This is a genomic window from Cohnella thailandensis, from assembly GCF_014212135.1.
Lineage (GTDB): Bacteria > Bacillota > Bacilli > Paenibacillales > Paenibacillaceae > Cohnella > Cohnella thailandensis.
The window spans coordinates 61,070-78,848 of record NZ_JACJVQ010000013.1; the positions used below are offsets into that span (position 1 = coordinate 61,070).

Here is a 17,779-nt window from a genome sequence, read left to right on the forward strand (position 1 = left end):
TTATCTCAACTCCTTGCAGGCTTTTTCGATCTCGGACGGCAGGAACGGCGTCCCGTCGTACTTGAGCAGGTTCTCGATCTTGTCGTGATAGCCGACGTTCTGCTTGATCAGGTTCGCCAATTGGCCGGTCGCGTTGTTCTCCAGCACGACGACCTTCTTCGCGCTCTTCAGATGCGGCTCCAGCAGATCGGAAGGGAACGGATGCAACTGGCGCACCGTGACATGATTCGTCGAGATGCCTTCCCGATTCAAGCGGCCGCGCGCCTCGTCGATCGTGCCGCCGGTCGAGCCCATGGCCACGATCAGCAGCTCCGGAGCTTCGTTCGGCGCATCCGCCTTGACGGCGTTCGCGATGCGCAGGTTGGCGAGCTTGCCGAGGCGCTTCTCCATCATCTTCTTGCGATTGATCGCGCTCTCCGACGGACGTCCTTCCTGGTCATGCTCGACGCCGGTCACGTGATGAATGCCGTTCTTGGCGCCGGGAAGCACGCGGGGAGATACCCCGTCCTCCGTGAATTCGTAACGTTTGAACAGCGCGTGCTGCTCCAGCTGCGGGAGCTCGTCGGTCACGAGCTTGCCGCGCTCGATTTGGATCTTATCGTAGTCGAGCGGTTCGCACGATTGCTTGCCGAGCGACAGCTGCAGGTCCGTCGCCACGATGACCGGAACCTGGTATTTCTCCGCCACGTTGAACGCCTCGATCATGTCGTAGAAGCATTCCTCGATCGTGCTCGGGGCGATGACGACCTTCGGAATCTCGCCGTGCGTCCCGTAGATGAGCGCGTTGATATCGGATTGCTCCTGCTTCGTCGGCAGGCCCGTCGAAGGGCCGCCCCGCTGCGTATCGATAATGACGAGCGGCGTCTCGGTCATGCCGGACAGGCCGATCGCTTCCATCATCAGGGACAGGCCGGGTCCGGCGGAAGCCGTCATCGTGCGCACGCCCGCATAGTTCGCGCCGATGGCCATCGTCACCGCGGCGATCTCGTCTTCCGTCTGCACGACCGTGCCGCCGAACTTCGGCAGCTTCTTGATCAGATACTCCATGACCTCGGACGCCGGCGTGATCGGATAGGCCGACATGAGGCGGCAGCCTGCCGCGAGAGAGCCCAAGCCCATCGCTTCGTTGCCGATCATGAACAGCTTCTGCTTGCCGTCGGCCGGCTCCAGACGGAATTCGTCAAGCGGTCCTCCCGCTTGCTCCAGTACGAATTCCGCTCCGCGTTTGACCGCTTCGACGTTCTTCTCGACGACGGCCGGACCCTTGCGTCCGAATTCCTCTTCCACCGCTTTATTGAATACCTCGAGCGGCAGCCCCAGAAGAGCCCAGGAAGCGCCGGAGGCGACCATGTTCTTCATGAGCGAAGTGCCCAGCTCTTCCGCGATCGCGGTGATCGGAACGGCGAACAGCCGCGCTTCGACGCCTTCGGGAACGGTCGGCGAGAACTTCGCGTCCGCCACGACCACTCCTCCGGGTCTAAGCTCCTTAGCGTTCAGATCGATGCTCTCCTGATCGAATGCGACCAGGATGTCCAGATCGTCCGATATCGCCCGAATGGGCATCGTGCTGATCCGGATCTTGTTATTTGTATGTCCGCCCTTTATACGCGAAGAAAAGTGACGATACCCATAGAGGTAATAGCCAAGCCGATTAAGCGCGGTCGAGAAAATCCGGTCCGTACTCTCTACCCCTTCCCCTTGCTGGCCGCCAATTTTCCATGACAATTGACTGATCACAGTGTCATCTCCTCTTGAACTCTGCTTCGACAACGGATAAATAAATATTTTAATCGATACTTAAGTTTGTTATCAACCAAATAAATTTTATGATTCCGTCCCATAAATTGCAAGCGTTTCGATGGAAAAGCAACGATAGCTCTTTCGCATGAAATCCATGTATTTGCGGTATGAATCAAGCCTGCAATCATTACCTTTTCGGTAGATTGTCGCTCAGATATCGAGTCGCGTTCCCGCTCAAGAATCCGTTTACAAGAGACTCCGGATATCGCTTCAAGAGCGCGTCCGCCAGATCGGGATATTGGCCGGGATGGGCTAGTCCGTCTACGTAAAGCTCGATCCCGTCGAAATCGGATCCGAACGCGAGATGGTTCGCTCCGCCTAACCCGCAGATATGCTCGACATGCCTCAGCACGTCGTCGATGCGAGCCACCGGCTCCTTCGTGAGAAAATAAGGGACGAACGTGACTCCGATCAGCCCGTCCGCTTCGATCAAGGCGCGAAGCTGCTCGTCCGATAGATTCCGCGGATGGTTCAAGATGGCTTTGGCGTTCGAATGGGAGGCGAAGAACGGCTTCGTCGCAAGCTCCTTCAGCTCCCAGAAGCCTCTCTCGGAGAGATGGGACACATCTATCAAAATGCCCAAACTCTCGCATTCTTTAACAAGCTGCCGGCCCGCCTTCGTCAATCCTCCGCCGCGGGGCTCCATCGCTCCGTCCGCCGCCCAATTCGCGCGATTCCAGGTCATCCCGAGCAGACGCACGCCAAGGCGGTGAAGAAGCCGCAAGCTCCACCATTGCCCTCTTAAACAGTCTACTCCTTCGAGGGATAGCAGGGCTCCCATGGCCCCCGTCCGGCGAGCCTCCTCCAAGTCCGCCGAGCTGCGAATCAGCTTAACTCCCGGCTCCGTGAGCACCTTAGACCAGAACAGCTCAGCCTGATGAAGCGCGGTCTGAGGCTCCATGGGCTCGTCCTCCGGAACGAAGATAGCGAATACCTGCGCGGCTACGCTCCCTTCCTCCAATCTAGCCCGCGTTACATCCAGCTTGCCTTGCCCCTCGGGATGCATGTTCAGCTTCGGATCCTTCTGAAGTTTATACAACACGTCGCAATGCAAATCCAGCACTCTAGGCATTTTTCCATCCTCTTCCTTCATCTTACGGATAAAGTGATCAACAAAAAACCTGTTGCCATAGATCCGACCGCAAGGAATCCGTCTTCCTTGGATCGTCTCCTCTAGAACAGGTTGAAAAAGCAGCGATCTTCATGGACTTAGCGAGGTTCTACGATCAGCTTGATTGCCGTCCTGTCTTCTCCGTCGATTACGATATCCGTAAAAGCCGGGATGCAAATCAGATCCACTCCGCTAGGAGCGACGAATCCGCGTGCGATTGCGACCGCCTTGATCGCCTGATTAAGCGCACCTGCACCGATGGCCTGCAATTCCGCGCCTCCGCGTTCGCGTAAGACGCCGGCCAGAGCGCCTGCAACAGAGTTTGGATTGGACTTTGCGGAAACCTTAAGAACTTCCATGACGAGTTCCTCCTCAGGCATCAAAGGATGGGCCCACTAACGGATACATATTCGGTGGAGATGACAATAATTCCTGCTGCTTAAGAACCGCATCGGTCACTAATATGCGAATTATTCAGAATGTTTGCACGAAAGTCCTAAGCGATCCTATGTTCTCCATGACCCAAGACCCCCTGAAACGCCAAAACGCGATCGCTTTCGCGTCGCGTTCTGCTTGCTGCCTCAAATAGAGGGATTCGTTATTCGGCAATCCAAGTATCCTCGTCCACTCGGATCTTCTGGATCTTCGTCGCTTTGCCCGTGGTTTCGTCGATCTCCACGCACAGGCCGCTCAGAATCCACTTCGTATCGGCAACCTGGAACCTCGTCGGAAGGCCGGTCAGGAATTTATAAAGCACGTTCTCCTTCTCCATTCCGAGAACCCCGTCGCGAGGTCCGGTCATACCGGCATCGGTCAGATAGGCCGTCCCCCCCGGAAGGATGCGATCGTCGTTCGTTTGGACGTGGGTATGAGTTCCGACGACAAGCGACGCCCGTCCGTCCAAGTGCCAACCCATCGCGATCTTCTCGCTCGTCGCTTCCGCATGGAAGTCGACCAGGACGCACTTCGTCTTCTTGCGTACTTCTTCGAGAATCTCGTCCGCCGCGCGGAACGGGCATTCGGACGGCGGCAGGAAGGTGCGGCCGATCAGATTCACGATCGCCAGCTCCTTGGAGCCTGCCTTGATGTAAGTATAACCTCGTCCGGGCGTTCCGGGAGCCAGGTTCGCCGGACGAATCATGCGCTTCTCGTCGTCGATGAATTCGAAAATCTCGCGATTGTCCCAAGTATGGTTGCCCATCGTGATGCCGTGGACGCCCCAATCGAACAAATCTCGCGTGATCGAAGCGTTGATCCCGCGCCCTCCGGCCGCGTTCTCTCCGTTCGCGATAATGATATGCGGCTGGTATTTATCTTTTATCCAAGGCAGCAGCCGCTTCACCGCGTCGCGGCCGACATTGCCGACAATATCGCCTATAAATACGACTTTCATCGCTTACTCTCCTCCATTATCGGGTACAAAAGGGAAGAAGTGGCCGCGCTGATTGCCGCAGCCACTTCTTCATCCTTCCCGAAACTTACTTGGCGTACTCGACCGCACGCGTCTCGCGAATAACCGTTACCTTGATATGTCCCGGATAATCGAGTTCTCCCTCGATCTTCTTCGTGATGTCGCGGGCGAGTCGGAACGCTTCCGCGTCGTCGATCTTCTCCGGCTGCACCATGACGCGAACCTCGCGTCCGGCCTGGATGGCGTAAGATTTGTCTACACCCTCGAACGATTCGGAGATCTCCTCCAGCTTCTCGAGTCGCTTGATATACGTCTCGAGCGTCTCGCGTCTTGCTCCCGGCCGGGCCGCGCTAAGCGCGTCCGCGGCGCCGACGAGCATCGCGATAACCGAGGTCGCTTCCACGTCGCCGTGGTGCGAGGCGATACTGTTGATGACAACCGGGTGCTCCTTGTACTTCTTCGCCAATTCGACGCCGATCTCGACATGCGAACCTTCCACTTCGTGGTCGAGAGCCTTGCCAATGTCATGCAGCAGGCCGGCGCGTTTGGCTAGCGTGACGTCTTCCCCGAGTTCCGCTGCCATCAATCCCGTCAGATAAGCGACTTCCATCGAGTGCTTCAGCACGTTCTGTCCGTAGCTCGTCCGGAATTTCAGTCTTCCCAGAATCTTGATCAGGTCCGGGTGCAAGCCATGCACGCCCACTTCGAACGTCGCTTGCTCTCCATACTCCCGAATTCTCTCGTCCACTTCCTTGCGCGATTTCTCGACCATCTCTTCGATGCGGGCCGGATGGATGCGTCCATCGGCAACCAGCTTCTCGAGAGAGGTGCGGGCAATCTCGCGGCGGATCGGATCGAATCCGGACAGAATAACGGCTTCCGGAGTGTCGTCGATGATAAGATCTATCCCCGTCAGCGTCTCCAGTGCTCGGATATTCCGTCCTTCGCGACCGATAATGCGTCCCTTCATCTCTTCGTTAGGCAACGATACGACCGAGACGGTCGTCTCCGCCACGTGATCCGCGGCGCAGCGTTGAATCGCGAGAGAGATGATATCGCGGGCTCGCTTGTCGGCCTCTTCCTTAGCTTGCTGTTCAATATCCTTGATCAGCTGCGCGGTCTCGTGGCGCACTTCCTGCTCCACCGTCGAGAGGATGAGTTGCTTGGCATCCTCCATCGTCAGGTTCGAGATTCGCTCCAGCTCGCTGATTTGTTGCTTATGCAGCGTTTCGATCTGATCTTGGATCTCTTCGACTCGTTTCTCCTTGCTGGCGACTTGCTCCTCCTTACGTTCCAAGGCTTCGATCTTGCGGTCCAGGGATTCCTCCTTCTGCACCAGCCTTCTCTCTTGGCGTTGGATTTCGTTGCGCCGTTCGCGAATATCGCGTTCGGCTTCATTACGGAGCTTGTGCACCTCGTCTTTGGCTTCCAGCACCGTCTCCTTGCGAGCGGCATCCGCTTCCTTCTTCGCATTGTCGACGATCTGGCGGGCTGCCTGCTCAGCGCTGGAAATCTTCGCTTCCGCAATGGATTTGCGTACCGCATAACCGATCCCAAAGAAAAGCGCGCCAACAACGATGACGATCAAGACCCAAATCCAGCTTGGCATGGTCTTCACCTCCTCGTTGCATCACCAAGGCAAACGCTTGGGATACTTATGAAATTGTTGGCCGGTTTCTAAACCGAATTAATCTTGTGTCGGTAAAAAAGTCGAAAATTCGTGCTCCGAATCGTTTTTTGGAAGGAAAAAGGGTTCGGAAAAAGGATATGGAATACAGCTTCATTGTATCTTTTGTGAAAATGGATTGTCAAGCAAAGCAAAACTAGCCGTGCCTTATCCTTCCAGTTCCGTATCTCTTCCTTCTGCAGACCTATTTGACAAGCGTACGGGCTTCGTCAAACAGCTCTTACCCGCCCCGGATTCCTACAGGTCCTCGTACGAATCTTCGAACGCCGAGTCCAGCTCGCCGCCGTCCTCTTCATCCCAGGAAGAGGCTCTTCCGCGGGCGTTGTCTTCCTCTTCGAAGTGCCGGGCCGCATGACGAACCGCTTCGACCGCGATCGACGTCGGATATCCTCTGCGCAGCAGCATGCCGAGCAGCTTATGCTCCCTTTCGCGTCTCCGCTCTCCTTTGACGCTTGGCCACTTCTTAAGCGCGAATTCCATGGCGGCGTTGCGCTCCACGCCGGACTCCAGAGAGGAGATAGCCGTATCCACGTCCTGCTTCGCCACTCCGCGGCTTCTCAGCTGCTGCCTCACGAGCCTGCTGCCTTTGCGCTGATTCGCCACCTTCTGCTCCGCGAACCTTGCGGCATAGTTCGCATCGTCGATCAGACGGTGCTTCGCCAACCGGTCGATGCAGCCGGCGATCGCTTCCGCTTCGAAGCCCTTGCGCTTAAGCGCTTGTTCCAGTTCTTTTCTCGTTCGGGCCTTTCTGTCCAGAAGCAAAAGCGCGGAACGGTACGCCTGCTCCAATTGCTCCGTTCGCTTAAGCCCTTCCCATTCCTCAAGGGTCAAACGCCTTCCCTTCAGCAGCCTCCAGGACACCATCGTATCCTCATGTACCTGAATAAGCTCGCTCTCTCCGCCATTCTGCGGGACGACGGCGATTCGGTACATCGAGGATCTTCGGGCATCGGCTTCGATCCCGACAACGACGGCATGGACGGCGGAAGACTTCTCCCCATTATTCAGGTTGCCCTTCCTCCCTGCATGCTCATCCATCCCTAATCCCTCCTGTGCACGATCGGCAACCCGGACGGAATGCACGAAGGGCATCCGCCGGTTAGCGGATGCCCCTCTCCCATTCTTCTTAGCCCAGGTCGCCGAACTCGGTATCCTCTTCCTCGTCGTCTTCGGCAGCAAGCGCCGCTCCGGCCGCGACGGATTTGCTGATCGCGTCCGAATTCAAGGTTTGGTTACGAATCTCCTGCTCGATCTGCAGAGCCAGAGCCGGGTTATCCTTCAGGAACTGCTTGGAGTTCTCGCGGCCTTGACCCAGCCGCTCTCCGCCGTACGAGAACCAAGCTCCGCTCTTCTGGACGATGTCCAATTCGGTTCCGATATCGATGATGCTGCCCTCGCGCGAGATGCCGGCGCCGTACATGATATCGACTTCCGCCTGCTTAAACGGAGGAGCTACCTTGTTCTTCACGACCTTGATGCGGGTCCGGTTGCCGACCACGTCGTTGCCTTGCTTGATGGATTCGACGCGGCGTACGTCGAGGCGAACGCTCGCGTAGAACTTCAAGGCGCGTCCGCCCGGAGTCGTCTCCGGATTGCCGAACATGACGCCGACCTTCTCGCGAAGCTGGTTGATGAAGATCGCGATGGCCTTCGACTTGCTGATCGCCCCGGAGAGCTTGCGCATCGCTTGGGACATCAGTCTCGCCTGCAGTCCAACGAAGGAATCGCCCATGTCGCCTTCGATTTCGGCCTTCGGCACGAGAGCGGCTACGGAGTCGACGACGATGATGTCGACCGCTCCGCTGCGTACGAGAGCTTCGGCGATCTCGAGGGCTTGTTCGCCGGTATCCGGCTGGCTGAGCAGGAGCTCGTCGATGTTGACGCCCAGGTTGCGGGCATAGATCGGATCCAGCGCATGCTCGGCGTCGATGAATGCCGCTTGGCCGCCGGCCTTCTGCACTTCCGCGATCGCGTGCAGTGCGACGGTCGTCTTACCGGAAGACTCCGGTCCGTATACTTCGATAATACGTCCCCGCGGAAAACCGCCTATCCCCAGGGCAATATCCAACGCAAGCGCTCCGCTTGAGTAGGTTTCTACTTGAAGCTGAGCTTGCTCTCCCAATTTCATGATAGAGCCCTTGCCGAATTGCTTCTCAATCTGGCGCAGTGCCATCTCTAATGCGGCGCGACGATCGGACAACACACCCACATCCTTATCTCTTTGATAGTTTTATCATACCTTTTTTTGATCCGTTTGCCAAGCATTTTGCGAACATTCGTTCGATTAATCTCTATAAAAAAACCGCAGCAAAGTAATCTTCGCTACGGTTCTTCCGCAACTTTCTACCTCAATTTATCATATGAGACGAGCGTTGGCAAGACTTTTTTAACGGAATTTGTATGGAATTCGATTGGATTCGACATGTATCGTCATACATTTTCCCCAAAACCCAGTTACTAAGACTCAAAAAGCGGAGAACGTTCGCCCTTCATGTTCCTCCAGCGAGAATCCAAGCGCGATTGCGGACTAGTCAATCTATTCAATCTGGCCAAATCAAGCCGAACTTGCTGAACATGAATTTTCATGTTCATTTAGCGTTTTACGGCCGAATCGAGGTAATGAACATGAATTTTCACGTATAATTAAACACTTTCGACCGAAACGGCGCGAATAAGCATGAAAAATCATGTACAACGCAGTAAAACGATTATTCAAGTCGTCATGTACATGAAATATCATATTTATGAACCGTTTCTCTGCAACAATTCGAACAAGCTCGTCTATCCAGCCTCCGCTTGTTTGCTCATTGGTTGTTATTGTCCCAAACATTCGAGCGATGTTGAATGACAGAATCAACGATCCTTCAATCCTTCAATCCTTCAATCCTTCAGTCCACCAATTCTGCAATCCTTCAAATCCATCAACGCCGCATTCACGCGAAAGGACCTCGCCTTCCGCCGCCAAGCGGAAATCGAGATCCTTCTCCTTTGCCTTATTTCAGCCCGTAAAACGTTACCGCTCAAACCCGTTCATATTCAGCCACAGAAAATATAAGGCCCTTTTGGTAGCGCGAATGCGGATGCCTTCCCGGTCTCCCGACAGCTGCAGCTTCTCCACCTTCGCCGGCTTGCCCTTCTCGGCCAGCCCGACGTAGACGAGCCCGACCGGCTTCCCTTCGGATTCCGCGGGGCCCGCCACTCCGGTTACCGATACGGCGAAGTCGCTGTCCGCGGCGCTCCTCATGCCTTCCGCCATCGCGGCGGCGGTCTCCTCGCTGACGGCGCCGGGCGCTCCCGGCCCTTCGAGAAGCTCCATCGGCACCCCGAGCTGCTTGTGCTTAACGCCGTTGCTGTAGCTGACCACGCCGCCAAGGAACGCATCCGCGCTTCCCGGCACCGTCGTCAGCGCGGTCGCGATCATCCCGCCGGTGCAGCTCTCCGCCAGCGTCACGGTCTGCCGCCTGCGCGTCAGCAGGCGGATGACGGCCGCCTCCAGGGGAATATCCTCTTCCGCGTAGAGATAGCGCTCCGTGCGCGCCCGAATCGCCTGCAGCGTCGGCTCCAGCCTTCTCGCCGCTTCTTCCCCGGAGCCCGCCTTCGTCGAAACTCGAACGCACACTTCCCCTTCCTTCGCATACGGGGCGATCGTAGGGTCCGTCTGCTCCCGAATCAGGTCGATCAGCAGCTCCTCCAGCGCCGATTCTCCGATGCCGGCGAACTTCAGCATGACGGAATGTAGAACGTCCGCTTTGCCCATCAGCTTGCGCAGCCAATCGGACGCGTCGTTGTCGAACATCGGCTTCATCTCCCGCGGCGGTCCCGGAAGAAGCAAATAATGCGTGCCGTTCACGGACAAGGCGTTGCCGATCGCAAGCCCCGTATCGTTGCGGAGCGGCTGCGCTCCGTCGATCAGCATCGCCTGCTTGCGGTTGCTCTCGATCAGGGCGGCTCCTCGGCCCGCGAACATCTCTTCGATTTTGCGCAGCGTAGGCTCGTGAAGGCCGATGCCCAGGCCGAGATCCGCCGCCAACGCGTCGCGGGTCAGGTCGTCCTGCGTCGGCCCCAAGCCCCCCGTGAACACGAGCAGATCCGCTCGGCTCCGCGCCGTTTCGATCGCTTGGCGGATTCTCGTCATGTTGTCGCCCACTACGGTCTGATAATAAACGTCAATGCCCAGCTCTGCCAAGCCTTGCGACAGATACTGGGCGTTGGTGTTTACGATCTGGCCGAGGAGCAGTTCGGTTCCGACTGCTATGATCTCAGCTCTCATAACGAATAAACGCTCCTCTTATTTCCCGAGATTTTGAGGTTGGTTCGGCGTTTCGACGATCAGGCTCTTGTTCTTGACGAAGTAGTCGATGCCGGAGTAGACGGTAATAATCGCGGCCGCCCATACGACGATCGTATCGACCGGAATATGGAGATATTCGAACGGCAGATTGTTCAGCAGGAGCACCACGATCATGACGATCTGAATCGTCGTCTTCCACTTGCCCCACTTGCTGGCCGCCACGACGACGCCGTCTAGAAGGGCGATCTGCCGCAGGCCCGTTACGGCCCACTCGCGGCTGATGATGACGATAGCCACCCAAGCGTCAAGCTTGCCCATCTCGACCAGAGAAATCAGCACGGCTCCGACCAGAAGCTTATCGGCCAGCGGGTCGAGCAGCTTCCCCAGATTCGTGACGATCTTGCGCTTCCGCGCGATGTAGCCGTCCAGGCCGTCCGTGCTGGCCGCTAGAATGAAGAGCAGTAGGGCGAAAATCTGGTTGTACGAGATCGAATAGCTCCCCAGCGTCAGCGGATTCACGTCCAGCTTGACAAGAAGAAAGAAAGCGACGATCGGAACGAGGAAAATACGCGCCAGCGTAATGCGGTTTGCAAGATTCACGCGAATTTCCCCCCGATCCGTCTGTGGCCGTCGCGCGGACCGAATCCGCTTGATACCCGCGAACCCCGGCCGCCGTAAGATGGAATAGAGCCGTTAATCACAATCATCGGTGCTTGCCCCCAAAAAGTTGTCCGGACCATCCCCGAATTGCGGGACGTGATTGGAACCCAGTATATTCGAATCGCCGTGATAGTGTCAAAAAAACCCAGTCGTTCTTAGCGATAATTGACGAACTGCAATTCGAGAGGAAGACCCGCCCCGCGAAGCAGATTCATCGCCGCTTGCAGATCGTCCTTGCTCTTGCCGGTTACCCGCAGCTGGTCGCCTTGGATTTGGCTCTTGATCTTCAGCTTGGAATCGCGTATCAGGATGTTGATTTTCTTAGCGTTGTCCTGATCGATGCCTTGCTTCATCTTAATGAGCTGGCGAACCGTGCCTCCGGAAGCCGCCTCTACCTTGCCGTAATCCAAGTTCAGAATCGGCACGCCTCGCTTGATGAGCTTGGTCTGAAGAATGTCGATGACGCTCTTCAGCTTGTACTCGTCGTCGGAAGCGACATTTATCGCTTCTCCCTCGAGCTTGATGCTGCTCTTGCTTCCCTTGAAGTCGAATCGCGTTTCGATCTCTTTAATGGCTTGCGTAACGGCGTTGTTCACTTCCTGCATGTCAACCTTGGATACGATGTCGAACGAATATTCCGATGCCATATGTAAAAGTCATCCTTTCCGACGAATTATCATTTTTTATTATAAACATTTTCCTAGCGCAAGTAAAAACCTGCTTCTGTCCATTCGGCTCGAACCCGGGCGACAAACGACGAAAGCCCCGTCGCGGGGCCTTCTTGCTTGAAGCATTTAGCGGATACGGGCCGGCGAGCGGAACATATCGAGAATTCCCAGTACGATCCAAGCGAGCCCGAATCCCAGAATGCCGTAACCATACGCATGAGGCGTCATGTACCAGCCCAGCAGGCTGACGATGATGCCGATCGCGCACACGATCCAGCTTGTCGCCATTTGCTTAAATCGCCCCTTCGGTCAGATGATGTCAGCCGTCTCATCTTGCCCAAGTCGGGAGATCCTCATACAAGCAGGTTGCCCTTATTGCTGCTCGGTGGTCGAGTCCGTCGTAGTGTCCGAAGAAGCCACCGGAGTGAACAGGAACTTCTTCGACCCGCCCTTGTCGCCGTCCTCGACCGGAATGCCGTCGATCGTGATCTCGATATTGCTCGCGTTGCCGACGTTGACGTAGAGCGGCTTGTCCTCCAGAGTAAAGGTCAGCTCCTCTTTCGTCTGCGGAGTTCCGTTATAAATATACTTGCCGGACCTGCTTCCTTCATTGACGCCGACCCAGCTCTTGTTCGACACGATCACCAGCTCATGGGCGCCCGCGGGCGAAACATCGTAGTGCGCCACCCCTCCCGACGTCGTCTCGGTCAACGTCAACGTAGTAGCCGGAGGAGTCTCGCTTGCCGGCGGCGTGGAAGAAGCGGGCGGCGGCGTAACCGTAACGGACGAGGAGGGAGACGGAGTCGGGGACGGCATCTCCGTCTCGTTCGTGATATCGGTATCCCGGTCCGAATCCTGCGCCTTGGAGTTGCTATTCTGGTCGATAAAATAATAAATCAGCGCTATGATAAGGAGCGGGAATAGCCACATCAGCAAATTGACGGCAAGCTTGCCCCACTTATCGTTATGCTGGACCGAGCGGCTCTTGGGTTTGATCATCGCTTCCGGAGCGGCCGTCTCCGCCGCCGTCGGCTTGGGCAATTCCTTATGATAGAGGCGAAGAACTTCTTCGGCATCGAGGCCGACGGTCTCCGCATAAGTCTTTACGAACGCCCGAACGTAGAAGGAGCCCGGAAGAACTTTGTAATCCCCGGTCTCGATCGCCTCCAAGTATCGCTTGCGGATCTTGGTCGCTTCCTGGATATCGTCTAGCGTATATCCCCGCTGCTCCCTTGCCTTACGCAGCAGCAATCCCAAATCCGACATCGGTCCCACCTCCTACAAGGGCTTTATCTCTAAGGATGTATTCTTGGCGCATGTTGACTTCCACGGTTCAACTTCCTATCTTCGATATTCATAAATGATGGCCGTTCAGAAATCCCCGTCAAGGCCGGCGGTCGTGAAATTCTCGTATGTAATTTCCTCATCCGGAGTGTTGCGCAGTTCGATGATGCAATCGAAAACGTCATAGTCGAATTCGGATTCCCGAACGAAAATATCCGGGTGCTCGATCACCTTCGTCGACGGCATCGACATGATGTCCTGCAGCAGCATGTGGTGTTTCTCGTTCGATCGGATCGTGCTGACGATTCCGTCGATAATGAACACGTTGTTCGCGTTCATCTCTTCTTCGGATAGTTGGCTGCGCACGGTCTGCCTCAGCAGAGTGGAAGAAACGAACGCCCAGCGCTTGTTCGCGCATACGCTCCCCGCGATAATGGACTCCGTCTTGCCGACGCGAGGCATCCCCCTCAGCCCGATAACCTGATTGCCTTCCTTCTTGAACAATTCGCCCAGGAAGTCGACAAGCAAGCCGAGATCGCTCCGTGTGAAGCGAAACGTCTTGCCGTCCGAAGAATCCCGCTCGATATAGGTTCCGTGCCGGATTGCCAAAATATCCGTTAAGCGAGGCGGTCTAAGCGTAATGATGGAAATATTCTCGACCTTCGTAAGCATCTTACCCAGAAGCTCGATTTTCTCATCGTCGTCCGTCTGAAGCAGAAGGCCGCGCGTCCGGTCCTCGACGCCGTTGATCGTAATAATATTGACTTCAAGCATCCCGAGAAGGGACGCTAAATCGCCAAGCAAGCCAGGGCGGTTCTTATGAATCTTATATTCCATGTACCATTGTTTCTTCTCCATTGCGCACCTCGATAATCGGACCCTTAGCCTGGCTGCCCTGAAAATTTACAGTCCCATAATTCATTCTACAAAACTCTTCATTATCCTGCAAAAAATTATGGGCAGTTTCCGACTTAGGACCTATATTTTCTTTTTCATGCCCAAACGGCTCCGCCTTGGATGGCGGAGCCGCCGACGCCGGATGAGCGCGTGACTCGATTATGATGAGCGCTAAGTCGCTGCGAACTAGGTGCGCTGAGCCAGCTTAACCATAAGGCCTGCGATCGTTTTGCGTTCGCTTTCGTCGCCCGCGTCCCAGAGCTCCTTCAAGACCCGCTCCTCATCGTTCTGAGGGTCGACCTTGTTGTCAAGGAACTCGCCGATCTCGTAAGCGAGCTTAGAGATCGCGTCCTCGCCGATTCCTGCGCTCTTGGCGGCTTCCACTCGATTGCCCAGAAATTTTTTCCACGTGTCGAAATTGCTCAGTACGTTCGACATTGAGCAGCCTCCTGCCTGGATTGGGATTGTGCTACGAGGATAATATGTCCCATAGGCAAAAAGGCTATTCGGCATCCGGACGAACGAGCGCTTGGATAATAATTGCAGTCAGATCCGCCATCCTCCGGTCAACTCGACGATCTGTCCGGTTATGTAATCGGCCCGCTCGGAGGCCAGGAAGGCGACCAGCTCCGCCACTTCCTCGGGCCTCGCGAAGCGGCCTAGCGGGATTTCTTCCAGCAGCTCACTGCGGTCCTCGGCGGAGAGCGATCTCATCATGTCGGTATCGACGGCGCCGGGAGCGACCGCGTTCACCGTGATTCCGAAAGGCGCAAGCTCTTTGGCGAGCGCCTTGGTGAAGCTGTTCAGCCCTCCCTTGGCGGCGGAATAAGCGACTTCCCCGGCCGCGCCGACGGACCCCCACACGCTGGAGATATGAATGATCCTTCCCCATCTCTCCCAGGACAAACGGGGTCCGAACAGCTTGGCCAATCGATACGCGGCGGTTAAGTGAATCTGCAGCTGCGCGTGCCAGTCCTCCTCTTCCGTCTCGTCGAGCAAGCCGTAGTGGGCGGTGCCCGCGCTATGGACGAGGATCGATGGGCTCCATCCCTTCCGGTCCAATTCTTCCTTAAGGCCCGCGATCGAATGACCGTCCAGCAGATCGGCCCGGATGCGAAGAACTTCGGGGGCTCCCGCATCCAGACATTGCCGCTGAACGGCTTCGGCGGCCGCCTGGGAAGCGCCGTAATGAAGGACGATGCGATTCCCTTCCGAAGCGAAACGCAGCGCCACGGCGGCTCCTATGCCCCTGGATGCTCCGGTAACGAGCACCGTCCGGGGCGAAGGCGAAGTCTCGCCCACCGTCAATCTCCCCGAACGATCGAAGCCGACATCCGGGAAGGATTGACATGCTCCCGCAGCCTGGCGTTCAATTCGCCGATCGTCAAGCTCTCGTACGCTTCGACCAGCTTGAACAGATCGCCGCCCCGGCTTCGGTAACGGGTAAATTCGCCCGCGATCGCCTCCGGGCTGTTCAGCATCCGCAGATAGGAGCCGATCCGCTTCCGCCTCGTCCTCTCGAAGATGCGCTCGTCGATGCCGCTCTCCGCAGCTTGGCCGAGCGCTTCGGTTACTCGCTTGATCAGCTCGTCGGGATCTCTTGTCTCTCCCCCGATTACGGAGAAAGAGTACCCCGGTCCGGTATTGTATTCGTAGCCGAAGCCGTCCGAGATCAGGTTGTCGTCATACAATTCCTGGTACAACGGAGAGCTTGCGCCGAGCAGCGATTCCAACATGAGCTTGCTGGCCAGCTCGCGGCGAATCGCCTCTTCCCCCCGTTGCGGCCCCGGAATTTCCTTGTAGCCGAACATGCACTTCGGCAGGGATACCGGAAGCTTCGTCTCCAATCTTGGGGTGCGCACCGTTTCCGGCTCCTCGTCGAAGAACCGTTCGATCTCTCCGCCCGGACCGAAGGTTTTCCTTGATTGATTCGCCTTGATCCGTTCCATCATCGCTTCGGCATCTACCCCGCCCACCAGGAACAAGCTCATGTTCGACGGATGGTAGAACGTGTTGTAGCACTCGTAGAGCATCTCCTTCGTAATGGAGCGTACCGATTCCGGAGTGCCCGCGATATCGATATGCACCGGATGCTTCGTATACAAAGCTTCGATCAAGCCGAAGTACACGCGCCAATCGGCGTTGTCCCGGTACATATTGATTTCTTGGACGATAATGCCCTTCTCCTTCTCCACGTTCTCGTCCGTAAAGTAGGGGTTCTGGACGAAATCGAGCAGCGTCTCGACGTTCTTCTCGATCGACTCGGTCGCCGAGAACAGATAAACCGTGCGGTCGAAGCTCGTGAACGCGTTCGCCGACGCGCCCTGCGAAGCGAACGTGGAGAAGATGTCCCCTTCCGGTTCTTCGAACATCTTGTGCTCCAGAAAATGGGCGATGCCGTCCGGGACCCGGACTTCGTCATGCCCTGCCCGCTTAAAGCGGTTGTCGACGGACCCGTAGCTGGTGGCGAAAGTGGCGTACGCTTTCGTGAATCCGGGCTTAGGCAGAATAAACACGTCCAGCCCGTTGTCCAGCTTCTCGTGAAGAAGGGTTTCCTGAAGCTGAGGATATTCTTCTTTAGCCATTGGCAGCCGCCTCCTTCCGATCCCTCAGGAAGTAGATCGTATCCAATCCGACTCGGTTAGCGGCAGCCGTCACTTGCTCGGGGGAGACGGACGTCACGTCCCGCAGCAGGCTCTCTCCCGTACGGTTCGAGCCGGACAGCACGTTGTTGAAGTCGAAGGCGATCCGTTCGAACGCGGAATCCTGAAGCTCCCGCAGCTGATTGGAGAGCATCGCTTTCGTTCTCTCCAGGTCCTCCGGCGCGAAGCTTCCTTCCTTCATGGCGGCAAGCTGCTCCCGAATGATACGGACCGCTTGCTCGTAATTGTCGATCTCGATGCCCGATTGAATCGTCAGAAGCCCTTTGTGGCCGTCCAATCTGGAGGACGCATAGTAGGCCAGCGAGGCTTTCTCCCGAACGTTGATGAACAGCTTCGAGTGCGGGAAGGCTCCCAGAATGCCGTTGTAGACGAGCAGCGCCGGATAATCGGCGGAAGCGTAGCCGATGTCGGTTCGAAGCCCCATGTTCAGCTTGCCCTGAGCGACGTCAAGCCTCTCCACGATAGTCTGAGGCTCGGCGCGCGGAGCGCGGAATTCCGGTTCGGAATAAGCGACCGGACTTCCGCCGGGAAGCTGGAAGGAATCCTTCGCCAGCGATTCGATCTCTTCCAGGGTCGTGTCCCCGGAGACGTAAAGATCGATGACGGCTTCGCTCAGCCAGCTCCGGTACTCCGAATAGAGGGAAGCGGCATCGATGCCCGCCAGCTCCTCTTTGCGGCCCAGCGCGAGAAGCCGGTACGGTTCGTCCTTGCACATCTCCTCGGTGCACCGCTCGCTGGCGTAACGAATCTTATCGTTGATGATCGCTTCGATTCGTTTGGCGATCGTGCGTTTCTCCGCTTCCACGTATTTCTCGCGGAAATGGCCGTTCTCCAGCGCGGGAGACGTCAAAGCTTCTCCGAGGAACTTGATCGCCTCCTTCAGAAGCGGCTCTTCTGAGGAGACGAATCGGTCGTTGATGATGTCCAGGCGCATCTGGACGATCTGATAATCGCCTCTCTTGTACAGATCGAAGCCGAAGCCGGCGCCGTACAGATCGTCCAAACGTTCGCGGAAAGAGATCGTCTCCGGATAGGAGCTCGTTCCCCTGCGCAGCACAAAAGGAGTAAGAGCGACGGAAGTCGCCCTCGATTCCGTTAGAGGAATCCCAACGAATAGGGATAAAGAGAAGGTCTTAAATCGTTTCGTCGGCAAGACATGCAGCCGCATGCGACCGATGGAGCCTCGCTCGAATTGTTCCGTTATCAAGGCATCATACCCCTTCGAGTCATTTCCAATTCAGCCCCATTCTACCCCATGGCCAAGCATGAAGCAAATGCTTTAATCGACGAGGCGAATCCTTCCGCGT

17 protein-coding genes are annotated in these 17,779 nt (G+C 56.5%); all 17 read right to left on the reverse strand.

Features of this window, described 5'->3' with window-relative positions; translation table 11 throughout:
* Complete coding sequence (locus tag H7B67_RS14420; protein ID WP_185120552.1) at positions 1-1,737, reverse strand: 2-oxoacid:acceptor oxidoreductase subunit alpha; 1,737 nt, start codon at positions 1,735-1,737, stop codon at positions 1-3.
* A gap of 190 nt (positions 1,738-1,927) precedes the next feature.
* Positions 1,928-2,872 (reverse strand): dipeptidase, encoded by a 945-nt coding sequence (locus H7B67_RS14425; RefSeq protein WP_185120553.1) that lies wholly within the window; start codon positions 2,870-2,872, stop codon positions 1,928-1,930.
* Between the two features lie 137 nt (positions 2,873-3,009).
* Positions 3,010-3,270, reverse strand: coding sequence for a stage V sporulation protein S (locus H7B67_RS14430; RefSeq protein ID WP_006211249.1), 261 nt, complete (start codon positions 3,268-3,270; stop codon positions 3,010-3,012).
* A 239-nt stretch (positions 3,271-3,509) separates the two neighbouring features.
* On the reverse strand, positions 3,510-4,304 hold the full coding sequence (locus H7B67_RS14435) for a TIGR00282 family metallophosphoesterase (protein ID WP_185120554.1): 795 nt from the start codon (positions 4,302-4,304) through the stop codon (positions 3,510-3,512).
* 85 nt (positions 4,305-4,389) lie between these two features.
* Positions 4,390-5,931: a ribonuclease Y gene (rny, locus tag H7B67_RS14440; protein WP_185120555.1), complete on the reverse strand. Its 1,542-nt coding sequence runs from the start codon at positions 5,929-5,931 to the stop codon at positions 4,390-4,392.
* A gap of 315 nt (positions 5,932-6,246) precedes the next feature.
* Positions 6,247-7,047 carry a regulatory protein RecX gene (locus H7B67_RS14445; protein ID WP_185120556.1) on the reverse strand — a complete coding sequence of 267 codons (801 nt, stop codon included), beginning with the start codon at positions 7,045-7,047 and terminating at the stop codon, positions 6,247-6,249.
* Positions 7,048-7,135: 88 nt separating this feature from the next.
* The gene (recA, locus tag H7B67_RS14450) at positions 7,136-8,209 is read right to left on the reverse strand and encodes a recombinase RecA (protein WP_185120557.1); all 1,074 of its coding nucleotides are present in this window, start codon (positions 8,207-8,209) and stop codon (positions 7,136-7,138) included.
* Positions 8,210-9,022: 813 nt separating this feature from the next.
* Positions 9,023-10,279: a competence/damage-inducible protein A gene (locus H7B67_RS14455; protein ID WP_185120558.1), complete on the reverse strand. Its 1,257-nt coding sequence runs from the start codon at positions 10,277-10,279 to the stop codon at positions 9,023-9,025.
* Between the two features lie 18 nt (positions 10,280-10,297).
* On the reverse strand, positions 10,298-10,900 hold the full coding sequence (gene pgsA / locus H7B67_RS14460) for a CDP-diacylglycerol--glycerol-3-phosphate 3-phosphatidyltransferase (RefSeq protein ID WP_185120559.1): 603 nt from the start codon (positions 10,898-10,900) through the stop codon (positions 10,298-10,300).
* Positions 10,901-11,115: 215 nt separating this feature from the next.
* Entirely contained in the window at positions 11,116-11,607 is a 492-nt protein-coding gene (locus H7B67_RS14465; RefSeq protein WP_185120560.1) for a YajQ family cyclic di-GMP-binding protein, read from the reverse strand.
* 147 nt (positions 11,608-11,754) lie between these two features.
* Positions 11,755-11,916 (reverse strand): hypothetical protein, encoded by a 162-nt coding sequence (locus tag H7B67_RS14470; RefSeq protein ID WP_185120561.1) that lies wholly within the window; start codon positions 11,914-11,916, stop codon positions 11,755-11,757.
* A gap of 84 nt (positions 11,917-12,000) precedes the next feature.
* On the reverse strand, positions 12,001-12,894 hold the full coding sequence (locus H7B67_RS14475; protein WP_185120562.1) for a helix-turn-helix domain-containing protein: 894 nt from the start codon (positions 12,892-12,894) through the stop codon (positions 12,001-12,003).
* Positions 12,895-12,999: 105 nt separating this feature from the next.
* A complete protein-coding gene (locus H7B67_RS14480; RefSeq protein WP_185120563.1) occupies positions 13,000-13,770 on the reverse strand; it encodes a DUF3388 domain-containing protein in 771 nt (256 codons plus the stop codon).
* Positions 13,771-13,995: 225 nt separating this feature from the next.
* Complete coding sequence (locus H7B67_RS14485) at positions 13,996-14,247, reverse strand: DUF3243 domain-containing protein (protein WP_185120564.1); 252 nt, start codon at positions 14,245-14,247, stop codon at positions 13,996-13,998.
* 108 nt (positions 14,248-14,355) lie between these two features.
* Positions 14,356-15,111 carry an elongation factor P 5-aminopentanone reductase gene (gene ymfI, locus H7B67_RS14490; RefSeq protein ID WP_185120565.1) on the reverse strand — a complete coding sequence of 252 codons (756 nt, stop codon included), beginning with the start codon at positions 15,109-15,111 and terminating at the stop codon, positions 14,356-14,358.
* A gap of 2 nt (positions 15,112-15,113) precedes the next feature.
* A complete protein-coding gene (gene yfmH / locus H7B67_RS14495) occupies positions 15,114-16,394 on the reverse strand; it encodes an EF-P 5-aminopentanol modification-associated protein YfmH (protein ID WP_185120566.1) in 1,281 nt (426 codons plus the stop codon).
* The gene (gene yfmF / locus H7B67_RS14500) at positions 16,387-17,679 is read right to left on the reverse strand and encodes an EF-P 5-aminopentanol modification-associated protein YfmF (RefSeq protein WP_245363620.1); all 1,293 of its coding nucleotides are present in this window, start codon (positions 17,677-17,679) and stop codon (positions 16,387-16,389) included. The genes yfmH and yfmF overlap by 8 nt, the downstream gene beginning before the upstream one ends.
* Positions 17,680-17,779 lie beyond the last annotated feature (100 nt).

Coding starts and splice junctions, on each gene's coding strand:
- yfmH (WP_185120566.1), bottom strand. CDS start 16,394: ATGGCTAAAGAAGAATATCCTCAGCTTCAGGAAACCCTTCTTCACGAG.
- H7B67_RS14425 (WP_185120553.1), bottom strand. CDS start 2,872: ATGCCTAGAGTGCTGGATTTGCATTGCGACGTGTTGTATAAACTTCAG.
- H7B67_RS14435 (WP_185120554.1), bottom strand. CDS start 4,304: ATGAAAGTCGTATTTATAGGCGATATTGTCGGCAATGTCGGCCGCGAC.
- H7B67_RS14475 (WP_185120562.1), bottom strand. CDS start 12,894: ATGTCGGATTTGGGATTGCTGCTGCGTAAGGCAAGGGAGCAGCGGGGA.
- H7B67_RS14465 (WP_185120560.1), bottom strand. CDS start 11,607: ATGGCATCGGAATATTCGTTCGACATCGTATCCAAGGTTGACATGCAG.
- H7B67_RS14455 (WP_185120558.1), bottom strand. CDS start 10,279: ATGAGAGCTGAGATCATAGCAGTCGGAACCGAACTGCTCCTCGGCCAG.
- H7B67_RS14445 (WP_185120556.1), bottom strand. CDS start 7,047: ATGGATGAGCATGCAGGGAGGAAGGGCAACCTGAATAATGGGGAGAAG.
- H7B67_RS14430 (WP_006211249.1), bottom strand. CDS start 3,270: ATGGAAGTTCTTAAGGTTTCCGCAAAGTCCAATCCAAACTCTGTTGCA.
- rny (WP_185120555.1), bottom strand. CDS start 5,931: ATGCCAAGCTGGATTTGGGTCTTGATCGTCATCGTTGTTGGCGCGCTT.
- H7B67_RS14485 (WP_185120564.1), bottom strand. CDS start 14,247: ATGTCGAACGTACTGAGCAATTTCGACACGTGGAAAAAATTTCTGGGC.
- H7B67_RS14480 (WP_185120563.1), bottom strand. CDS start 13,770: ATGGAGAAGAAACAATGGTACATGGAATATAAGATTCATAAGAACCGC.
- H7B67_RS14470 (WP_185120561.1), bottom strand. CDS start 11,916: ATGGCGACAAGCTGGATCGTGTGCGCGATCGGCATCATCGTCAGCCTG.